This window comes from Bacteroides sp. RTP31139st1_H2_RTP31139_211217 (assembly GCF_040227615.1).
Classification (GTDB): Bacteria; Bacteroidota; Bacteroidia; order Bacteroidales; family Bacteroidaceae; genus Bacteroides; species Bacteroides uniformis.
The window spans coordinates 10,793-29,111 of the sequence record NZ_JBCNZM010000040.1 but is presented as its reverse complement, the minus strand read 5'-3'; the positions used below and the strand labels follow the sequence as shown (position 1 = coordinate 29,111).

13 protein-coding genes and 1 tRNA gene (1 of these 14 only partly in view) are annotated in these 18,319 nt (G+C 43.4%); 7 read left to right on the top strand and 7 right to left on the bottom strand.

All coding sequences use genetic code 11. The features are described 5' to 3' along the window. The 7 genes from ABUA47_RS08930 to ABUA47_RS08900 form a co-directional block, all read right to left on the bottom strand. Positions 1 to 1,549 carry the 5' portion of a glycoside hydrolase family 3 N-terminal domain-containing protein gene (locus tag ABUA47_RS08930; protein WP_349831549.1) on the bottom strand. It extends 767 nt beyond the left edge of the window, so 1,549 of the gene's 2,316 nt are visible here — the first part of the coding sequence; its start codon is at positions 1,547 to 1,549; its stop codon lies off the left edge, out of view. A 2-nt stretch (positions 1,550 to 1,551) separates the two neighbouring features. Next, entirely contained in the window at positions 1,552 to 2,844 is a 1,293-nt protein-coding gene (locus ABUA47_RS08925; RefSeq protein WP_349831548.1) for a hypothetical protein, read from the bottom strand. Positions 2,845 to 2,932: 88 nt separating this feature from the next. Further along, the gene (locus tag ABUA47_RS08920) at positions 2,933 to 4,294 is read right to left on the bottom strand and encodes a family 16 glycosylhydrolase (RefSeq protein WP_005826833.1); all 1,362 of its coding nucleotides are present in this window, start codon (positions 4,292 to 4,294) and stop codon (positions 2,933 to 2,935) included. 138 nt (positions 4,295 to 4,432) lie between these two features. Further along, positions 4,433 to 5,806, bottom strand: a complete 1,374-nt coding sequence (locus ABUA47_RS08915; RefSeq protein ID WP_005826835.1) for a hypothetical protein — start codon at positions 5,804 to 5,806, stop codon at positions 4,433 to 4,435. Positions 5,807 to 5,837: 31 nt separating this feature from the next. Continuing rightward, a complete protein-coding gene (locus ABUA47_RS08910; protein ID WP_005826837.1) occupies positions 5,838 to 7,427 on the bottom strand; it encodes a RagB/SusD family nutrient uptake outer membrane protein in 1,590 nt (529 codons plus the stop codon). Between the two features lie 18 nt (positions 7,428 to 7,445). Next, on the bottom strand, positions 7,446 to 10,649 hold the full coding sequence (locus ABUA47_RS08905; protein ID WP_347774027.1) for a TonB-dependent receptor: 3,204 nt from the start codon (positions 10,647 to 10,649) through the stop codon (positions 7,446 to 7,448). Between the two features lie 291 nt (positions 10,650 to 10,940). Next, positions 10,941 to 13,832 (bottom strand): triple tyrosine motif-containing protein, encoded by a 2,892-nt coding sequence (locus ABUA47_RS08900; RefSeq protein WP_118067061.1) that lies wholly within the window; start codon positions 13,830 to 13,832, stop codon positions 10,941 to 10,943. Positions 13,833 to 14,370: 538 nt separating this feature from the next. Between ABUA47_RS08900 and ABUA47_RS08895 the strand changes: the two genes are divergently transcribed. From ABUA47_RS08895 to ABUA47_RS08865, 7 genes are all read left to right on the top strand, one after another. Beyond that, positions 14,371 to 14,444 (top strand) — tRNA-Thr (locus tag ABUA47_RS08895). A gap of 145 nt (positions 14,445 to 14,589) precedes the next feature. Then, positions 14,590 to 15,135 (top strand): DUF4199 domain-containing protein, encoded by a 546-nt coding sequence (locus tag ABUA47_RS08890; RefSeq protein ID WP_005835919.1) that lies wholly within the window; start codon positions 14,590 to 14,592, stop codon positions 15,133 to 15,135. 55 nt (positions 15,136 to 15,190) lie between these two features. After that, positions 15,191 to 16,144: a glycosyltransferase family 2 protein gene (locus ABUA47_RS08885; protein ID WP_005826846.1), complete on the top strand. Its 954-nt coding sequence runs from the start codon at positions 15,191 to 15,193 to the stop codon at positions 16,142 to 16,144. 2 nt (positions 16,145 to 16,146) lie between these two features. Next, on the top strand, positions 16,147 to 16,632 hold the full coding sequence (locus ABUA47_RS08880) for a DUF6452 family protein (RefSeq protein WP_008663766.1): 486 nt from the start codon (positions 16,147 to 16,149) through the stop codon (positions 16,630 to 16,632). Then, complete coding sequence (locus tag ABUA47_RS08875) at positions 16,601 to 17,368, top strand: DUF6048 family protein (RefSeq protein WP_008663768.1); 768 nt, start codon at positions 16,601 to 16,603, stop codon at positions 17,366 to 17,368. Before ABUA47_RS08880 ends, ABUA47_RS08875 begins: the two co-directional genes overlap by 32 nt. Positions 17,369 to 17,375: 7 nt before the next feature. Further along, positions 17,376 to 17,954 carry a manganese efflux pump MntP family protein gene (locus ABUA47_RS08870; protein ID WP_005826852.1) on the top strand — a complete coding sequence of 193 codons (579 nt, stop codon included), beginning with the start codon at positions 17,376 to 17,378 and terminating at the stop codon, positions 17,952 to 17,954. A gap of 26 nt (positions 17,955 to 17,980) precedes the next feature. Next, a partial coding sequence (locus ABUA47_RS08865; RefSeq protein ID WP_349831546.1) for an FAD:protein FMN transferase occupies positions 17,981 to 18,319 on the top strand: 339 nt, incomplete at its 3' end.

Sequence of the window (18,319 nt, the reverse complement as noted above, 5' to 3'; positions counted from 1 at the left end):
CCACCGGTTTTCCTGTTTTCGCCAAAGCGGCAATCAGTTCGCTTTGCGCACCTTGCAGGTTCAGGTCGGCCAGGCAATGCGCCTCTCCTGAAAGAATAGCCTCTTCGCCTACAAACGCCAAAATAACATCAGCACGTGCAGCGGCAGCAGCGGCTTTGGCAACACCTGCCATATTCTTGTCACGGCTATAAGTCAGACCCGGCTCGTATATCACCTGCACTTTGTCCCCCACCAGTTCCTTGATAGCCTTCAACGGTGTCACGGTTTTTGTCTTGTCACCATCAAATATCCAGGTACCCAATTGGTCATAAGGTGCATTTGCCATCGGACCTACCACAGCAACCGTCTTTACCGAAGATTGCAAAGGCAATGTCTCCTTTTCGTTCTTCAACAAGATGGCCGATTCCACAGCAGCTTGCTTGGCAGCCTCCAGATGAGAAGGAGCATAAAGTTCCTCTATCCGTTTCTCATCCACATAAGGATTATCAAACAGTCCCAACCGGAATTTGATACGCAGAATATTCCGCACGGCATCGTCTATAGCAGACTTCTTGACCTTACCTTCTTTTATCAATTCCGGCAATTCCTTGACAAACGTATAGCTGACCATCTCCATATCCACACCAGCATTCACCGCCTTCATTGCTGCCTCTTTAGAATCGGCAGCAAAGCCATGTGCCATCATTTCGGCTACCGAAGCCCAGTCTGACACTACTATTCCATCAAATCCCCATTCACCACGAAGCACATCTTTCAAAATAAAAGTGTTTCCGGTAGACGGTGCTCCGTCATTGTCATTGAACGAAGTCATGAAAGTGGCTGCCCCTGCCTTGGCCACAGCTTCAAAAGGAGGAAGGTATACATCCCTCAAACGACGCTCCGGAATGAAAGTGGAATTATAATCACGCCCGCCCTCGGCAGCACCATAACCTACAAAATGTTTAGGACATGCGGCTATGGAAGTCGGACTGTTCAGCGAATCTCCCTGGAAACCTTCGACCATAGCAACACCCATCACCGAAGTCAAATAAGTATCTTCGCCACATCCTTCGGCCATACGCCCCCAACGGGGATCGCGAGCCACATCTATCATCGGTGCAAATGTCCAGCGGATACCCACAGCAGAAGCCTCCACAGCCGCTACCCGTGCACCATCCTTAGCCACCTGCGGGTTGAAAGATGCCGCTTGTCCCAAGGGAATAGGGAATATGGTCTTGAAACCGTGGATCACATCACGCGCCATCAGCAAGGGGATGCCCAAGCGGGACTCCTCCATTGCCACACGCTGCAAGGCATTGACACGCACCGGATCTACTTCATTCAAGATAGACCCGACTTCACCTTTCTTTATCAATCCGCTCATATCCTCTATGTTGCCATAAGAAGAAATCTGGTTCATCTGCCCAATTTTTTCCTCCAATGTCATACTGGACAACAGCGTTTCTATTTTCTGCTCGATGACTGCATCATTTTTTATATCCTGCACTTGAGTACAAGATATAAAAGGAAGCAGCAACAAACAAGCAGAGAGCATTTTCATTGTTTTCATCTTTAATCTATTACTTGAAATGGAATATTTGCTGTGGAGACAAAGCCCGTATTATCAAGTACATATACGTACAAACGATATTCTCCGGGAACTTTAATTGCAGTCTCATACACATTTTTATCTGACATAGCCACCTCACCGACTCTTTCCGGACGCGGTTCATAAGAACCTCCAAAGCCCAGCACTGTAGCTTCTTTAAGCACTTCCCAAACATAAGTCAGAGAATCATTTTCCTTGTCTATGGCCGCAACCTCTGCTTTCAATGAAGCACCTGCCTTGATGCGGACATTATCAATAGCACTCTTCCCATTGACAGTCATCATACCCAGAATTACCGGAGCCGTTTCATCCAGTTCCTTACCAGTCCACACTCTTTGCATAGCCTCTACCATAGGAGTCTTTTCTCCTTTCAGAGGCAGCATATCCACCGTGTCTTCTACAAACATACTGAACCAGGTAGGCGTACGTTCTTCTTTTTGTCCCCACAAGAATACAAAAGAGCCCAAGCAACGGGGATTGGCAGAAATATATTGCGTATAACGCTCTTCGTATACCTGCCGTTTTTCTTCACTGGTCTGCTCTATGGGTGCCTTCCACTCGGTTGACGCTGTTTCCCACCAACCGTTCGGTCCCCACTCGGTAATCATAAATGCACCCTTGTAGTCCGACCGGTCAACAACAGCCTGCACCTCTCCCATCGGACCATATACATTGATGCCCACATAATCGAGAGACGGAGCATACTTTGCCACAGAGTCCAATGCCGACGGATTGTAGGAAATCACTGTCGAAACCAGATGACGCTTGTCTATCGACTTAATCAGCTGTGCCAGTTCTTCCACAAAATTCCATGCGGCAGCTATATTAGCATTTCCCAACTCAATTTCATTGCCAATACCCCAAGCCAGCAAACTCGTATCATTCTTGAACGTTTCTGCCAACAAGCGGACTTCTTCGCGCATCTTGTTCTTATATTCATCATCGTAATAGCGTATAGAGTCTTTGGTCATGCCTATTCCCTGCATTACGTACATGTTGTGCTCCGAAGCCAATGCCAGGTTTTTCTTTATCTCCTCCACATTACCTCCCCAGGTTCTGAAGGCATTGGCACCACTCTGGGCGGCAATGTCCAACCGATATGTGCCGCCTACGCCTTTAATATAGGTTTCTCTTCCGTCAATGGAAAGTTTATAACCGTCTGCCGCTTTCTCTATTACAATGCCGTCTAAAGAAGAAGGAGAACAGGCAGACAACAAAACTAAACAGATAAAAATAAATATTTTTTCTTTTTTCATTATCAATTGTCCTAAAGCATAAGGTATTTATGTTATAAATAAAAAACATTCAGCCTTCATATTTATATTTTATTTAAATATGAAGGCTCTATTTTTTCTGAAACACGCGTACATAGTCCACCTTCATCGTTACAGGAAGAGCAGACTCATCCACACCGTTCATTCCACCCCAATCACCGCCCCAAGCCAGATTCAGAATGGGATAGAAAGCATAATGGAAAGGCCATTGATTATGACCAGCTCCCAATTGTTGCTTGGTAACAGCCAACTGTACCTTGCCATCCACGTATGTAGTGATGGCATCTTCTGTCCACTCTAAAGCATAGAGATGAAATTCTCCTTCTGCCTGTTCTATAGTCATGGCATGTGTTTTCTGCGTACCTATAGTATGATTATAATCTTGCGTATGGATAGACGAAGAGACTTCGTTGGGTACGACTCCCACTTCCTCCATAATGTCTATTTCACCACACATGGGCCATGGGTTAGTATTCCAGTCATTACCAACTGGCATCATCCAAAAAGCCGGCCACGTCCCCTTGCCTTCAGGCAACATGATACGTGCTTCAAAATAGCCATATTCCCAACCAGTATTCACTTTAGCATACACACGACCAGAGTAAATTTTACCATCGGAGCCTTTGAAACAATTAATATTCAACTTACCGTCCACAAGTTCTGTCACACGCTTTCCGTCAGCAGAACCATTGACGTAATTTTGAAGTTCATTATTTACCCACCCTGCTCCTTGAACCTCGTGTGTCCAATCATTGCCAAGAGATGTGCCCTCATTAAATTCATCATGCCAAACCAACCGATACCCCTCAGGAGTATTGATATCCAGATCTTCAGCCGATTCTTGAATAACTGTTACCGTTACTTTCTCTGCACCAGCCACAACCTCAACTGTACCCGTACGGGAAATCTTTGCATCATTAGCTAAAGTGGTCACAACAATTTCCCCACTATTTTTTTCTGCGCTAATCCAACTATCATTGGATTTCACATTCCATTCGCCAGAAGCAATAACAGATAAGACAAAAGATTCTCCTATAGAATTAGAATACAACTCAGTCTGTGACACTGATAAAGGAGCCGCTTGCGTAAGAGGAATAGATACACGAGTAGCACCAGATTTAACCACCACCGTACCAGTACGAGAAGTAGTACCCGTATGAGCACTGACTATAACTGTCGCTGTGCCTTGGCTAGAAGAAGAACCCATTACATTTACTTTGACCCATGAACTGCAATCATCAGAGGCAAAAGCTGTCCACTCTTTACCAGAACAAACCACATTCACCACATATTGGCTAGCTTGTGCAACAGCCTCTATCTTTTCAGGAGAACATTTAATGGTAACATCCTCGGATTGCGGTTCCTTGTCATCGCTACTGCCACAAGCAATCAACGAAAACAAAAGAATAGATAATAGACAATAGTATTTCATATATATATATATTTTACAACATAAGTAGAGAAAAAGGGAAAGGATGAAACTCCAGCAATTGCCAAGATAACCCACATCCTTCCCCCTTTTTATTATTCACTGCTTTTAGCAGACCAATATTCTATCTAATACTAGCCATCAATCTCTATGAGTCTGGAAAATAATATCTTTAATAGTCACTTTTGTGTCAGCAGGATTTCCACCAAAATCCAAGACTAAAGATATAGCATGCATATCTTTAGGCGCCTTTTTATTTGCAACCCAAAATTTATTATCTTCATTACCCAACAAATCCGTCTGTTCTGCAAAGAAGAAGTTATCATCATGTTTGACATCAGGTTCATCAGTCTGAACCAGTTTTACTGTTACCCCCTTCAAATCAGTACTAGGATTTAGAGTGACACAGAAATCATAGGCAGTTTCTGTATCGGCTGACAAATCTGTAACAAACGAGAACTGGTTCTGCCATTGTGCTTCAGTAGCATCAGGGAAAGTGAGTGTATAAGCATTTCCATCCACCACTAAATCTGGATTAGGTCTAGCACTCCAATCCGGGTTTGCATAGAAGAAAGTATTGGTAAAGGTTGCCCCGTTCCAAAGATTGTCTTCACTATCCACCTTCACCCAAGAAGGTTCAGGCTCTTGTACTTCAGGAATTTCCGTACCGTCATCATTAGCATGGTCTTTCAAGACAAAGCTTTCCAAAGTAATATCCGTATTAGCTTCATTACCACCAAAATCAAGTGCAAACTTCAAATCGGTAATATTCACACCGGGTACGTTACTGAACCATATACACTTAGGCTCATTAGCATCTAAAGCCACACGCTGCATATTGATAAACGTATTGTCATCACCTTTCTGCTGTACTTTAACCGTCACGCCCGGATGTTTGGTAGTAGAAGTGATTATCACCGAAAAATCATAGGTTTTATCCACTGACAAAGCAATTACCTTATCCAATTCCACATGCATCTGAGCTTGCCACTGATCGGTAGTAGCTTCCGGTAAGGAAACAACAAATGCACCATTCTGATAAGTATATTTTGGATCTGCAATCTGCCCCCATCCTGGAGCATAGTAGAAAGATGCCACATTGAAAGTTACTCCCTTAAACATGTTAAATTCACTATCTTCCACAAAACCACCAAAACCGTTCATAATAGTCTTCTCTATTTCAAAGGTTTTGGTTATCGAACCATCACTAATGCCATTTGCGTTCTTTACTTTACATTCTACTGTATATGAACCTTTTTTACGATAATATTTGGAAAAACCATATGAGGCTTGATAAGCGCCGTCAATTATCCAAATAGGAGACACTCCAGGAGCAGAAGTAAATTCAAAGTTTGCATAATTGGTTGTCTGATCTACAGTAACTTTAAAGTTATCAGTATAATCCGATGCTTGTGGGATATTGCCATTGGCTCCCGTAAAATCTTCAGGCGAACATGAAGTCATTGCAAAACCAGCAACCAACACGCCTGCCATATATTTAAATATATTTTTCATATCAATTATTTATTAATGGAGTTATGGTAAACTATTTATAAGCATTCTGAACCAAAGCCGGATCGGAATCCAACTCTCCTTGTGCAATAGGAATGTATTTCTTCTTGGCAGTCCAAGAATTAGTACGGTAACCATATTCATCGGGGACCAGTGCAGTAGTAGCCTTATTGCTGGCTGATGCTCCACTGATTCCTTCAGCACGTACCAAATCAAAATAACGCTTGCCTTCACCTACAAATTCCAAACGACGTTCTGTAAGTACATCGTCAACCGTAACGTTTGCAAGTCCAGCCAAACCGGCACGGGTGCGAACTTCGTTCAACCATGTCTTAGCCTCACCTGTACCACTTCCACCTGTACGAAGAGAAAGTTCTGCAGCATTTAGTAATGTCTCAGCATAACGATAATAACGATAATTGTTATTATAGTTCAAATTCTGGTCACCGGAAGACTGCTTGAAGTTCTTATCATACGGACGATATTTTTGTAACCAAATATGAGTATCTTGATAACGTTTCGTATATTCTACATCTTCGGCAATCACCCAGCAAGTTGCATCACGACGTTTGTCTTGTTCACTAAACATTTGATAAGTTTCAAGACGCATGGGCATAAATCCCCAGCCATCATTACCCTTTGACCAACCATCATCACCTGGGAAAGAGTTAGGAGAAATCAGAGTAGGAAGCACTGTACCACCAACAGCTAACGGACTTCCCCAGCCACGTTCGTTATTAGTTTGCTCATAATTAATTTCCCAGATAGATTCGTCACACCATTCACCTTCCGTTTCCCAGATGTTGGCAAAACTAGGATTCAATCTAAAGCTAGGACTATCAATAAGCTCCTTCATATAACCTAAAGCTTTTGAGAAACGACTTTCATCATTCTGATACATTACCATTTCAGCATATACCATATAAGCCATAGCTTGAGTGACACGTCCCAACTGACCTTCGTCGTCAACTTCTTTACCTTCTTTGATTGTTTTATAATATTTCAAAGGTAACACCTTAGAGTCAATTACAGCTTCAAGTTCTGCGATCAACTCAGCATAAACCTGATCGGCAGTATATTGCGGAGCCGTATAAGGAGGTTCGGAAAGATTCTCCAAATAGAAAGGTACATTACCAAAATAATGCCACAACATATTATAATAGAAAACACGTAGTAAACGGGCTTGCATCTCATAGAGTTTACGATTGGCCTCAGTAACATCAGTACCCCAATCAAGATATTTCAGTAAGTCATTACAACGTTTGATACCAGAATAGTCCACTGTCCAAAGAGAGCCAAGTGTATTATTTTCATTAGCCTCATAATTAAACAACATATGCCAATTCTGCATATCGGTCTTGGTTGCACCACCTACCCAAAAATTATCGCCCATAATTTCACCGTCAATATTCAAGGCATTGTACTGTCCCAATCCCCAATCTGGCCAATGGAGAGGGTCATAGGCGGCAATCAGAGCTTCCTGAATATGCTCATCCGTAGTATAATAATCTTCCAATGGTTCACCTGTCGGATTTTCCACCTCAAGAAAACTGTCACTGCAACCGGTAGTCAACACTGTAGCGGCAGCAAGTAAGCCTATTGCTAATATTTTATTTGTTTTCATATAGTTCTTATTTTTAGATTAGAAAGAAACATTTACACCTACTGTATATGTGCGAGCCTGCGGATAAATACCACGGTCAACACCAAGAGAAGTTGCACCTGAAGAAATTTCAGGATCAAATCCCCAATATTTGGTCCAAGTCACAAGATTTTCAGCTTGCACATACACACGCAGACGTTCAATAGTAAGTTTGCGAGTAAGAGTCTTAGGCAATGTATATCCCAAAGTAATATTCTTAAGACGAAGATATGAACCATCACAAACATAAAGATCAGATACCATCCAGTTCGTTGCATTACCGACAGCCAGACGAGGATACTTATTAGAAGTACCTTCACCAGTCCAACGTCCCAACATCCAAGAAGGATAGTTACCAGAAGCAACATCTGTACGATAAGTGCCATCAAACACATCAGCACCAGCTACACCTTGGAAGAAAATATTAAAATCAAAGCCTTTCCAATCAGCATTAAGATTCAAACCATAAGTCCAATCCGGAGTACCATTACCAATGTTAGTACGGTCATCTGCCGAGATGCTACCATCACCATTTACATCCACAAAACGTGTATCACCAGGAACCGCATCCGGCATAATCATTTTACCATCTTTATTGACATAAGCACGAACTTCATCCATATTCTGGAAAACACCGTCAGTCTTGTAACCATAGAAATAGGGGAAAGGTTGTCCGTTAGAACCGCGTGTACCACCACCAGAGAATCCTTGAATACCATCTAAATCCATATAGCCAGTATCATTTCCCAAATTCTTCAATTCATTTTTAAGATAAGTAGCATTTCCCTTTACTGCAAATTTAGCATCAGCAATATTCCATTTATAGCCAAGTTCAAACTCAAAACCACTATTTTCCATATCACCTACGTTACCAAGAGGTTTAGTTTCACCTACATAACTCGGGATAGGCATCGTAATAATCATGCCATTGGTTTTCTTTATGTAATAGTCAGCACTGAATGTTAAAGCATTATTAAAGAATCCCAAATCAATACCTAAGTCAGTTTGCTCACTCTCTTCCCATTTCAAATCAGGATTTGCCAAACGTTGTGCTTTAGAACCGTTCCATTTGATGGCATCTTTACCCAAAAGGACATTGTTACCCATGGCCGTCAATGAAGTATAACCAAATTCGGCTATGTTATCATTACCATTCTTACCCCAACTGGCACGAACCTTTAAGTTAGACAACCATTCTCGCGTATCAGCCATAAACTCTTCATTTGTCACATTCCATCCCACAGATACTGAAGGGAACGTACCATATTTATTATTAATACCAAAACGACTTGAACCATCACGACGGATTGTAGCCTGAATCATATAGCGTTCATTATAGTTATAACTCAAACGAGCAAACATAGACGACATTCTATGTTCTGTATAAGGACCTCCATAAACGCCATACTGAACTGTAGCACCAGTAATATTACCATCTGCATCCTTTGTATATTCAACATTCCCTGTAGCATAATCAATAGAAGGTTTATTAGGATTCACCAGATTCCAACGGTTACCACCAAGTTGATCTCCCTTATATTTAAGAGCAGACTGTCCTAATACAACACCAAATGTATGTTTGCCGATAGTTTTGTCATAAGTTAATGTGTTTTCAATCTGCCATGTCACATTCTGTGCCTTGAATGAAGATGCATTAGTATGTGTTGCCTTATTATTAGCTGAGAGATAATACTTGCTCTTAGTAGCCCCTTCATTACCCCAAAATCCCATATCAGCACTATAATTGAAGTGATACTTCAAATTATCCCACAATTGAAGATCAATAGAAAACTTTGGAACAAACTTATGCGACCAATTCTTTGTAGGAGTCAATGTCATCATAGCCAGCGGATTATTCATTTCCTGATAAGCTCCTCCATAGCCAGGTACTGTATAAGGATCACCATTTGCATCACGAGGCAAATCAAAATCTTTATAAGTTTCAATCATCTTTTCAGCTGCATCACCAGTCAATGTAGGGGTCAAAATAGAAGACAGATAAAGAGCCGATCCCAAAATTGAACCGAATTCAGAGTTAGTACCAACACCTGTTGAATGCGTACGCATATAAGCCAAATTTACACCTAAATCCAATTTATTAAGGAAACCGCGTTCTTTAGATGCATCAATTAGATTATATTGAGTATTGGAACGAATAGTCAAACGGTCATAATTAGAATGTCCGTGATTACCACCAACAATACCATCTTGTGAATAATACCCCAAAGACAAATAATAATTTACTTTTTCCGATGCACCACTAACTGTCACATCATGATTCACTACCGGAGCATTGTCATAGAAAACAAGATCTTGCCAATCAGTGCCAAATCCTTTGATAGAATTTCCATTAGCATCAATCAAATTATAAGGATCTGCATAAATTGGAGCCTGACCACCATTCACATTGGCTTCATTCTGAAGGATAGCATAGTCTGTCGCACTAGTCACATCACGTCTCTTCCATGCACTCTGCCAGCCATAAGAAAAATTGTAATTAATTTGTGCCTTACCCATCTTACCTTTTTTGGTAGTTACTAGAATAACGCCATTAGCAGCACGCGCACCATAGATAGCACCAGAAGCAGCATCTTTCAACACTTCGATAGACTCGATATCATTAGGATTTACAAAATCAAGACCACCCCCAATAGGCATACCGTCTACAATGTAGAGCGGATCACTATTGTTGATAGTACCAATACCACGTACACGTACACGAGGAGAATCACCCGGCTGACCAGAAGCTGAAGTTACATCCACACCTGCAGCCAAACCTTTCAATGCATTATCCATACGCACCGGAGATTTGTTTTCCAAATCCTCACTACTAACTTTGGCAATAGATGCTGTTACCACACTTTTTTTCTGAACACCATACCCCACCACTACTACTTCGTCCAGCGTTTCTGAATCTTCCTGAAGAACTATTTTCAAGGAATTTTTTCCATTTACCGCTACTTCTTGTGACTTAAAACCAATATAGGTAATAGAAAGTGTTGCGTCGGCAGGAACCGACAATGTAAAATTACCGTCCAAATCAGTAATTCCACCATTGGTAGTTCCTTTAACTACCACATTTACTCCAGGCAACGGTTCATTATCCGAACCGCTTACCACTGTACCTTTTACCTGTATATTTTGGGCATATACAGAAGCCAAGGTAAAGCTTAACAGAAATAAAACTGATAATAACTTTTTCATAAGTTTTACTAAATTAAGATTAACGTTTCTCGGTTTTGTTCTCAATCGAACAGTGCAAACATAGAGTAAAATGCAATAAAACAAATAAGAAACAATCATTCTTAAATACGTCAAATCTGAAATTCAAATACGTTATCAATACGTCATCAGCAAATAACTTACTAATAATCAATAATTAATATATACTTTTAAGTATTACGTCACAACATGTTATAGAACACAAAAGGGAGGAATATTAAATTCCTCCCTTCCATGCACTTCCTTCTTTTAAAGGAAGTTAATATCTAAAGACTACAGTTTATTGCTTAAATAATCCGTCAAACTATCCTCTCTCTCTAAAGCGAACTTCTTACGAAGACGATAACGGATTGTTTCAACTCCACGAACCGAAATGTTCAATAGAGGCGCTATTTCTTTCGTGGAAAGATTCATCTTTAGATAAGCGCACATCATGCGTTCGTTGTGGGAAAGTTCAGGATGCTTGGCATGAAGACGTTTCATAAAATTGTTATGTATCAAATCGAACTGGTCTTCAATACGCTTCAAAACCTCATCACTCTGTATATTACCGTCTATTTTATTATTAATAAGTATGAGTTGCTGTTTTCCTTCCCGAGCCCCCTCACCCTTCAGCAAGGCGGATACTTTAAGTATCTCTGACTTGATTTCAGTCAGCATTTCATTCTTACGGACAAAGTTTATCATCAGATTGGCCATTTCCTGACTCTTATGTTGCAAATCGTATTCCAATTTTTCTTTCTCCAGCTGCATAATCTGCTTTTCCTGACGGGCTTTCTCCTCTTCGTACTCCCTTTCCATATCGTGCAACTCTTTATCTTTCTCGATTACCGCCTGCTGTTTCTTCCGTTTCACACGGACATCATCCCAACGATAGACATACCATAAGGCAAGCAAAGCCAAGATGATATAACAAACGTATGCAGCAGCACTACGATACCACGGTGGAAGTATACGGAAGGCGATTGTATCCGATGATGTCGTACCGTCAGGAAAGACCGCTTTAACTTCAAACGTATATTCACCTTCCGACAGATTACTATACTCCTTGGTGCGTACCGTTGTAAAATCGGACCAGCCTCCCTTATTCAAACGATATTGAAAACGGATATCATCCCCTACCGAAAAAAAAGAAAGGGCATAGTCAAAACGAACGGAATTCATGGAATAAGCTATCACCGGAACCGGCTTCTCTCCTAAAAAGTTTGCGGTATATACCAATGAATCCTTGGGATAAGACAGATACATGTTCCTTATATATAAGGAGTGGCTACGATCCTGACGCTCTCTTACGGCCGGGATGCTGAATAAAGCGAAACCTCCTTCATTAGGAACCACCATCAGCGAATCTGAAAGAGGAATAATCGTTTCAAAACCGGGTACCAGTTCAATCAGCGATTGCTGGATGGGATTAATGCTTGTATTCGCCCCCCGCTTATAGGTACCCAGATTGGCAATACAGATTTCGTGAGGGCTCAAACTAATCAACTTATCGTGATACTCCAAGATACGCGAATAGGCCGCGGTGCCATTCAAAAGGTTGTTCATATCCGGACAAGGCTCCATGACATCTTTATGAGGATTATGCTTATAGATTCCCCGGGGAGTGGCAAAATACACCCGGTCTTCTATCTTCGCTATATACATATCACGTCCTACCGGAAAACCATCCTTCGCGCTATATTCCTTTATACGGACAGCTTTTGTCAAATCATTATCCAAATCCACACGGGTAACGTGGTCTGTATTGTACACCCAAATCACCTTATCGCTTTCCTGCTCAAAAAGACGGCAAGAATCGTTCACACCCTCAATCTTGCCAACCACCTGCCATTCTCCATTCTTTTTCCCAACCAAATAAATACCGTTATATACCCCGACATACATAAGGTCCGTACGTCCTGCCACAAGTTGGCAACACCAGGCGCCGGCAATATCCGTCACACGTTTTACGGAAGTACCATTGATAAGGAAAATACCACGGTCGTGCAGACAGAAGAGTTCATCACCTATACGGCAAAGGTTCCAGACCTGTCCGCTGGATTGGGGCATCGGACGGATATCCGGCAAATCGCCGTTCATCTGTACCGGATACGAGGTGTAATACAAACCCCGATTGGTACCTAAATAAAGATAACCGCCTTCTACCGCCGCCGTATATCCCGTGCCGTAGGAATAAGGATAGGAATAGAGATTCGTAAAAGGAGAACTCAGACAGACGTAGTCAATGCCGCTATCCAGACCGGCCCAGAGGTTTCCGGTCGTATCGAAGGAGACAGAAAGCACCGTATTGTTACGCAAGCCGTTGTTCTCATTGAAATATTTCAGTTGCATGGTGCTGCAATCCACCAGTACCAATCCTTTATGAATGGTTCCCAAGGCAATCTTATCATCCTTTTTGGCTACGCAAAAGACTTCATTCTCACGCATAAACTCTTCGGCACCGGTGACAAACGGTTCCATCGTACGCCCGTCACAATAGTAAAGTCCGTTGTATGCAGTCACCACCAGAACACCTTTCTTATAAGGTATAATGCCACGAATACGCTTGGAAGCCAACGCATCGGCACCCTGAAGAGGGAAAAAAGTGTTTCCAACCAAAAGCCATACGCCTCTGTCCGTACCGATGTAAAGAATACCATTGACCATATTGGAACAGTCTATCTTGGCATTCATTTCAATGGCGGTATATTTGCCGTTCAGGTACTTCACCACGCACCCGTCCCCTTGGAAATACAAGATATTGTCTGTCTCATGGATGCCCCACACATTTCCAAGAAAACGAACGGAACTCTCCAAAGTATCGGACATGCAATGATAGGCCAAAGAACCGTCCGTATCCGGTTCATAATAGCCGAATTCATTGATGCCCCCCACATAAATTCTTTTTTGGGTGGCAGAAGCCAGAACGGAACGCACATCGGAAGCATTGTTCAATGGAAACACATTCCAGACATTGCCATCAAATTGCACCATACCGTTCTTGTTGGCGAAATATACCCACTTGTCATCATAGGGTGCTATCTGCCAAGTCTGGGTCCCCTTACCATAAACACTTTTATCAAAATTGACGATAAAGCTATTCCAGCCGGCAATTGCTTCGACCAAAGGGGGAAAAAGAAAAAGGCAGAAAAAAAGGTAGAATGACAATATGTGTTTGTTCATGCGTATAATGACTATATAGTTAGTTGCACAAAAATAATGCTTATTTTCAAGGTAGCACACAATAGCCTATCTGTTTTTTTGTCCCCGATTATTATTTTCTTCTCAAATGGCAATCTTTTGCATAACTATACTTTAGATTCCGGTATACTAAGAAGTATTCGTCCGACGGCTGTTGAATTATCGTCCGACCGCTGTCGGCCGTTAATTCAACAGCCGTCGGACGATAAGGTTACATATGTCGGACGAATACTTTCTAGTAAAAGGAATATTTGTCCATCGTAATGCCGGAAAGAATCCGTACCTCCCCTCCAAAGTGTCTATATAAGAAGGCCATGAAGAGGAATAGAACAGAGAATCTAAAAAAACAAATAAAAAAATCGCCACAAGCTATTGCAGATTTCAAAAAAATGTCTACCTTTGCAACCGCAAAACAAAAACGGGTAAGTCCTATACGGCCAGCTCCCTTCGAATCCTCCAGGGCTTGATCGCAGCAAAGGTAGTTGGTTGTAGCGGCGCGATATAGCAAGCTTACCCACCCGCCTCTTTAGCTCAGTTGGCCAGAGCACGTGATTTGTAATCTCGGGGTCGTTGGTTCGAATCCGACAAGAGGCTCGAAAGAAAAGCAGATGATACGAAAGTGTTACCTGCTTTTTTCTTTTTGCCCCGCAAAGAATCCTCTAATTTATTTAAAATCTACACATCGGCTTGCCCTTGAATCCAACTATATTTGTACCTTTGCATATTATTTCTAAGAAAGATGGCAGAAAATAGAGGTTACATGCAACGATACGCAATGCTGTTCGGTACCTATATGGGAGGTTTCTGGATATTGAAGTTCATACTCTTTCCTGTGGGGCTGTCGGTTCCTTTTTTACTTTTCCTTTTCATGGGACTCACGCTATGCGTACCTTTTATGGGATATTATTATGCACGGATGTATCGTAATCAGGTATGCGGAGGCGGCATCAGCTTCCTGCATGCATGGGTATTCACCGTTTTCATGTATATGTTTGCCGCGCTGCTTGCCGCCGTGGCACACTACATCTACTTCAGATTCATAGACCACGGATATGTGATAAACACGTGCGAAACGATGGTAGACACGCTTGCCCAAAGCAACATGCCGGGAATGGATTCGTACATCGCCACCTATCAGGAAGCTCTGGAGACAGCCCGACTACTCAGCCCTATCGACATTACGCTACAGATGATATCGTCCAATGTATTTTGGGGTTCGATACTGGCTTTCCCCACCGCCTTGTTCGTGATGAGACGCAAGAAAGACGACGCTCCGGCAGAGTGACGGAACAGCAAAAAGAAATGTTATTTCAATTGTAAAATAGAAAAATCATACATCAATGGATATTTCAGTTGTCGTACCACTATATAATGAAGAAGAATCACTCCCCGAACTGTTCGCATGGATTGAGCGGGTGATGAATGCCAACGGTTTTTCATACGAAGTGATTTTCGTGAACGACGGAAGTACCGACCGTTCCTGGCAGGTAATCGAACAATTGCAGGCACAAGCTCCGGACAAGGTACGGGGCATTAAGTTCCGCCGCAACTACGGGAAGTCGCCGGCATTGTTCTGTGGTTTCGAACAAGCACAAGGCGACGTCGTGATAACCATGGACGCCGACCTGCAGGACAGCCCCGACGAAATACCCGAACTCTACCGCATGATTACCCAAGACGGCTATGACCTCGTATCGGGCTGGAAGCAGAAACGTTACGACCCGTTGTCGAAGACCCTCCCCACCAAATTGTTCAATGCCACCGCCCGCAAAGTATCGGGCATCAAAAACCTGCACGACTTTAATTGCGGACTGAAGGCGTATCGCAAAGAGGTGGTCAAGAATATAGAAGTATACGGCGAAATGCACCGCTACATCCCTTACCTGGCCAAGAACGCCGGCTTCAAGAAAATCGGCGAGAAAGTGGTGCACCATCAGGCACGCAAATACGGAAAGACCAAGTTCGGGCTGAACCGTTTTGTAAACGGGTATCTGGACTTGCTTTCCCTTTGGTTCCTTTCCCGGTTCGGCATCAAGCCCATGCACTTTTTCGGATTGCTGGGTTCGCTGATGTTCATCTTCGGCTTCATAGCCGTGGTCATAGTGGGTGTCAGCAAGTTGTACTACATGCACCATGGCATGCCCTACCGCCTTGTGACGGACTCTCCCTACTTCTACCTCTCGTTGACCTCCATGATTATCGGCACACAACTGTTCGTGGCAGGATTCCTCGGAGAGCTGATTTCACGTAATGCCCCGGAACGAAACAAATATCAAATAGAGAAAACCATTTAACGATGAAAAAATTAGTCAGACTTGTCATACTCGGAGCTATCCTTTGCCCGATAATAAGCATAGCTATCTCCTGCTCGGAGGAGGCAGATTGCTCCATGACGGCACGCCCCATGGTGAATTGCATTCTTTATAGAGTAGACCCCGAAACCCAATACGTGGAGAACGACACGCTCGACTCGCTCACCGTCACAGCATACGGCACCGACTCCATCATCATCAACAACCAGAAGAAGGTACACGACATCTCCCTGCCACTGCGCTATACGGAGGATTCCACCAAGCTGATATTCAAGTATAGCCGGACCAAGAGTGACACGATGGTGATACGCCACACCAACACCCCCTATTTCCTATCGATGGATTGCGGCTATCAGATGAAGCAGGCCATCACAAGCGTAACGTGCACCCGCATCTCTCTGGACTCGATATACATCAAAGACAATGAAGCAGGCATCTATGGAAAGGAAAATCTTAAGTTATTCTATTAGTCTGGCACTCTGCCTGCTGATGTTCCTCCCCCTACGGGCGCAGAACGGGAATCCTACCGTCCCCCCCCAGGGAGCACCTCCCAAGAAGGAGAAGAAGGACGCGAAAGAAGAAGTGCACTATCCGTTATACAACGGCATGTCCGTCGGCTTGGACTTGTGGGGAATCGGAAGTTCCGTATTTGGAGGAGATTTCCTGAGTTCCGAAGTGGCCGTGGATGTAAACCTCAAGAACCGCTTCTTCCCTATTGCCGAACTGGGATATGGCTCCACGGACACCTGGAGTGACAAAGGCATACACTACAAAAGCAACGCCCCCTACTTCCGCATAGGAATGGACTATAACACGCTATACAAGAAGCAGCACGGACACATGCTACTCGTAGGCTTGCGTTACGGTGTAAGCAGCTTCAAGTACGATGTAGACGCCTTGGGACTGGACGACCCGATATACGGTGGCATCGTAGGCAATCCGAATCTGGACGACGAGATATGGGGAGGCAGCCTGCCCTATAACCATAAAGGAATGAAAGGCTCCATGCAATGGGCGGAATTTTGTGTCGGTATCCGGGCGCACGTCTGGAAGGCATTGTACATGGGCTGGTCACTACGCTTCAAGTTCAAATTGTCTGCCTCGGCCGATGAATACGGTGACCCGTGGTATGTGCCCGGTTTCGGGAAATATGGCTCCAACACGATGGGAGTAACCTATACGATAACTTATAAACTACCTCTTTAAGCGACTTATGACAGGGTTAGAGATTTGGCTACTGGCCGTAGGACTTGCGATGGATTGTTTCGCCGTTTCTATAGCCAGCGGAATTATATTGAAACGCGCCCGGCTGCGCCCTATGCTGGTGATGGCCATCAGCTTCGGCTTTTTCCAGGCTTTGATGCCTCTGCTGGGATGGATAGGCGCCAGTTTTTTCAGCCACCTGATAGAAAGTATTGACCATTGGATTGCATTCGGTATCCTTGCCTTCCTGGGCGGACGCATGATAATGGAATCCTTCAAGGACGAAGATTGCAAGCACGAGTATGACCCTACCAGCCTGAAGGTGGTGCTCGCTCTGGCCGTGGCAACCAGCATCGATGCATTGGCGGTAGGTGTTTCGTTTGCATTCCTCGGTATCAAGCAATTCTCGGCTATTCTTTCCCCCATCGGCATTATCGGTTTTGTATCATTCGCCTTGTCGATGGTCGGCCTGATGTTCGGCATCCGTTTCGGATGTGGCATAGCCCGCAGACTGCGCGCCGAACTTTGGGGAGGGATTATCCTCGTCATCATCGGTACCAAGATATTGGTAGAGCATCTCTTCTTTTAATTAAAAAGTAAAAACTCAGATAGGATATGGAAAAGAAAGTACAACGGAATTTTTTATGGATTGCCCTACTGGTACTGGGAACCATCTGGATACTTGCCCGCCACAACCAAGTCACTCCTTATCAGACGGATAACGGACTGATATTCGGTACGGTATATAAAGTGACTTATCAATGTGACCAAAATCTGAAGGCGGAGATAGAAGCGGAACTCAAACGTTTCGACGGTTCCTTGTCCCCTTTCAATGACACGGCGACCATTACGCGCATCAACCGCAACGAGGACATTGTGCCCGACACATTCTTTACCAACGTCTTCCGACGTAGCATGGAAATCTCCCGGGAGACCGATGGTGCCTTCGATATC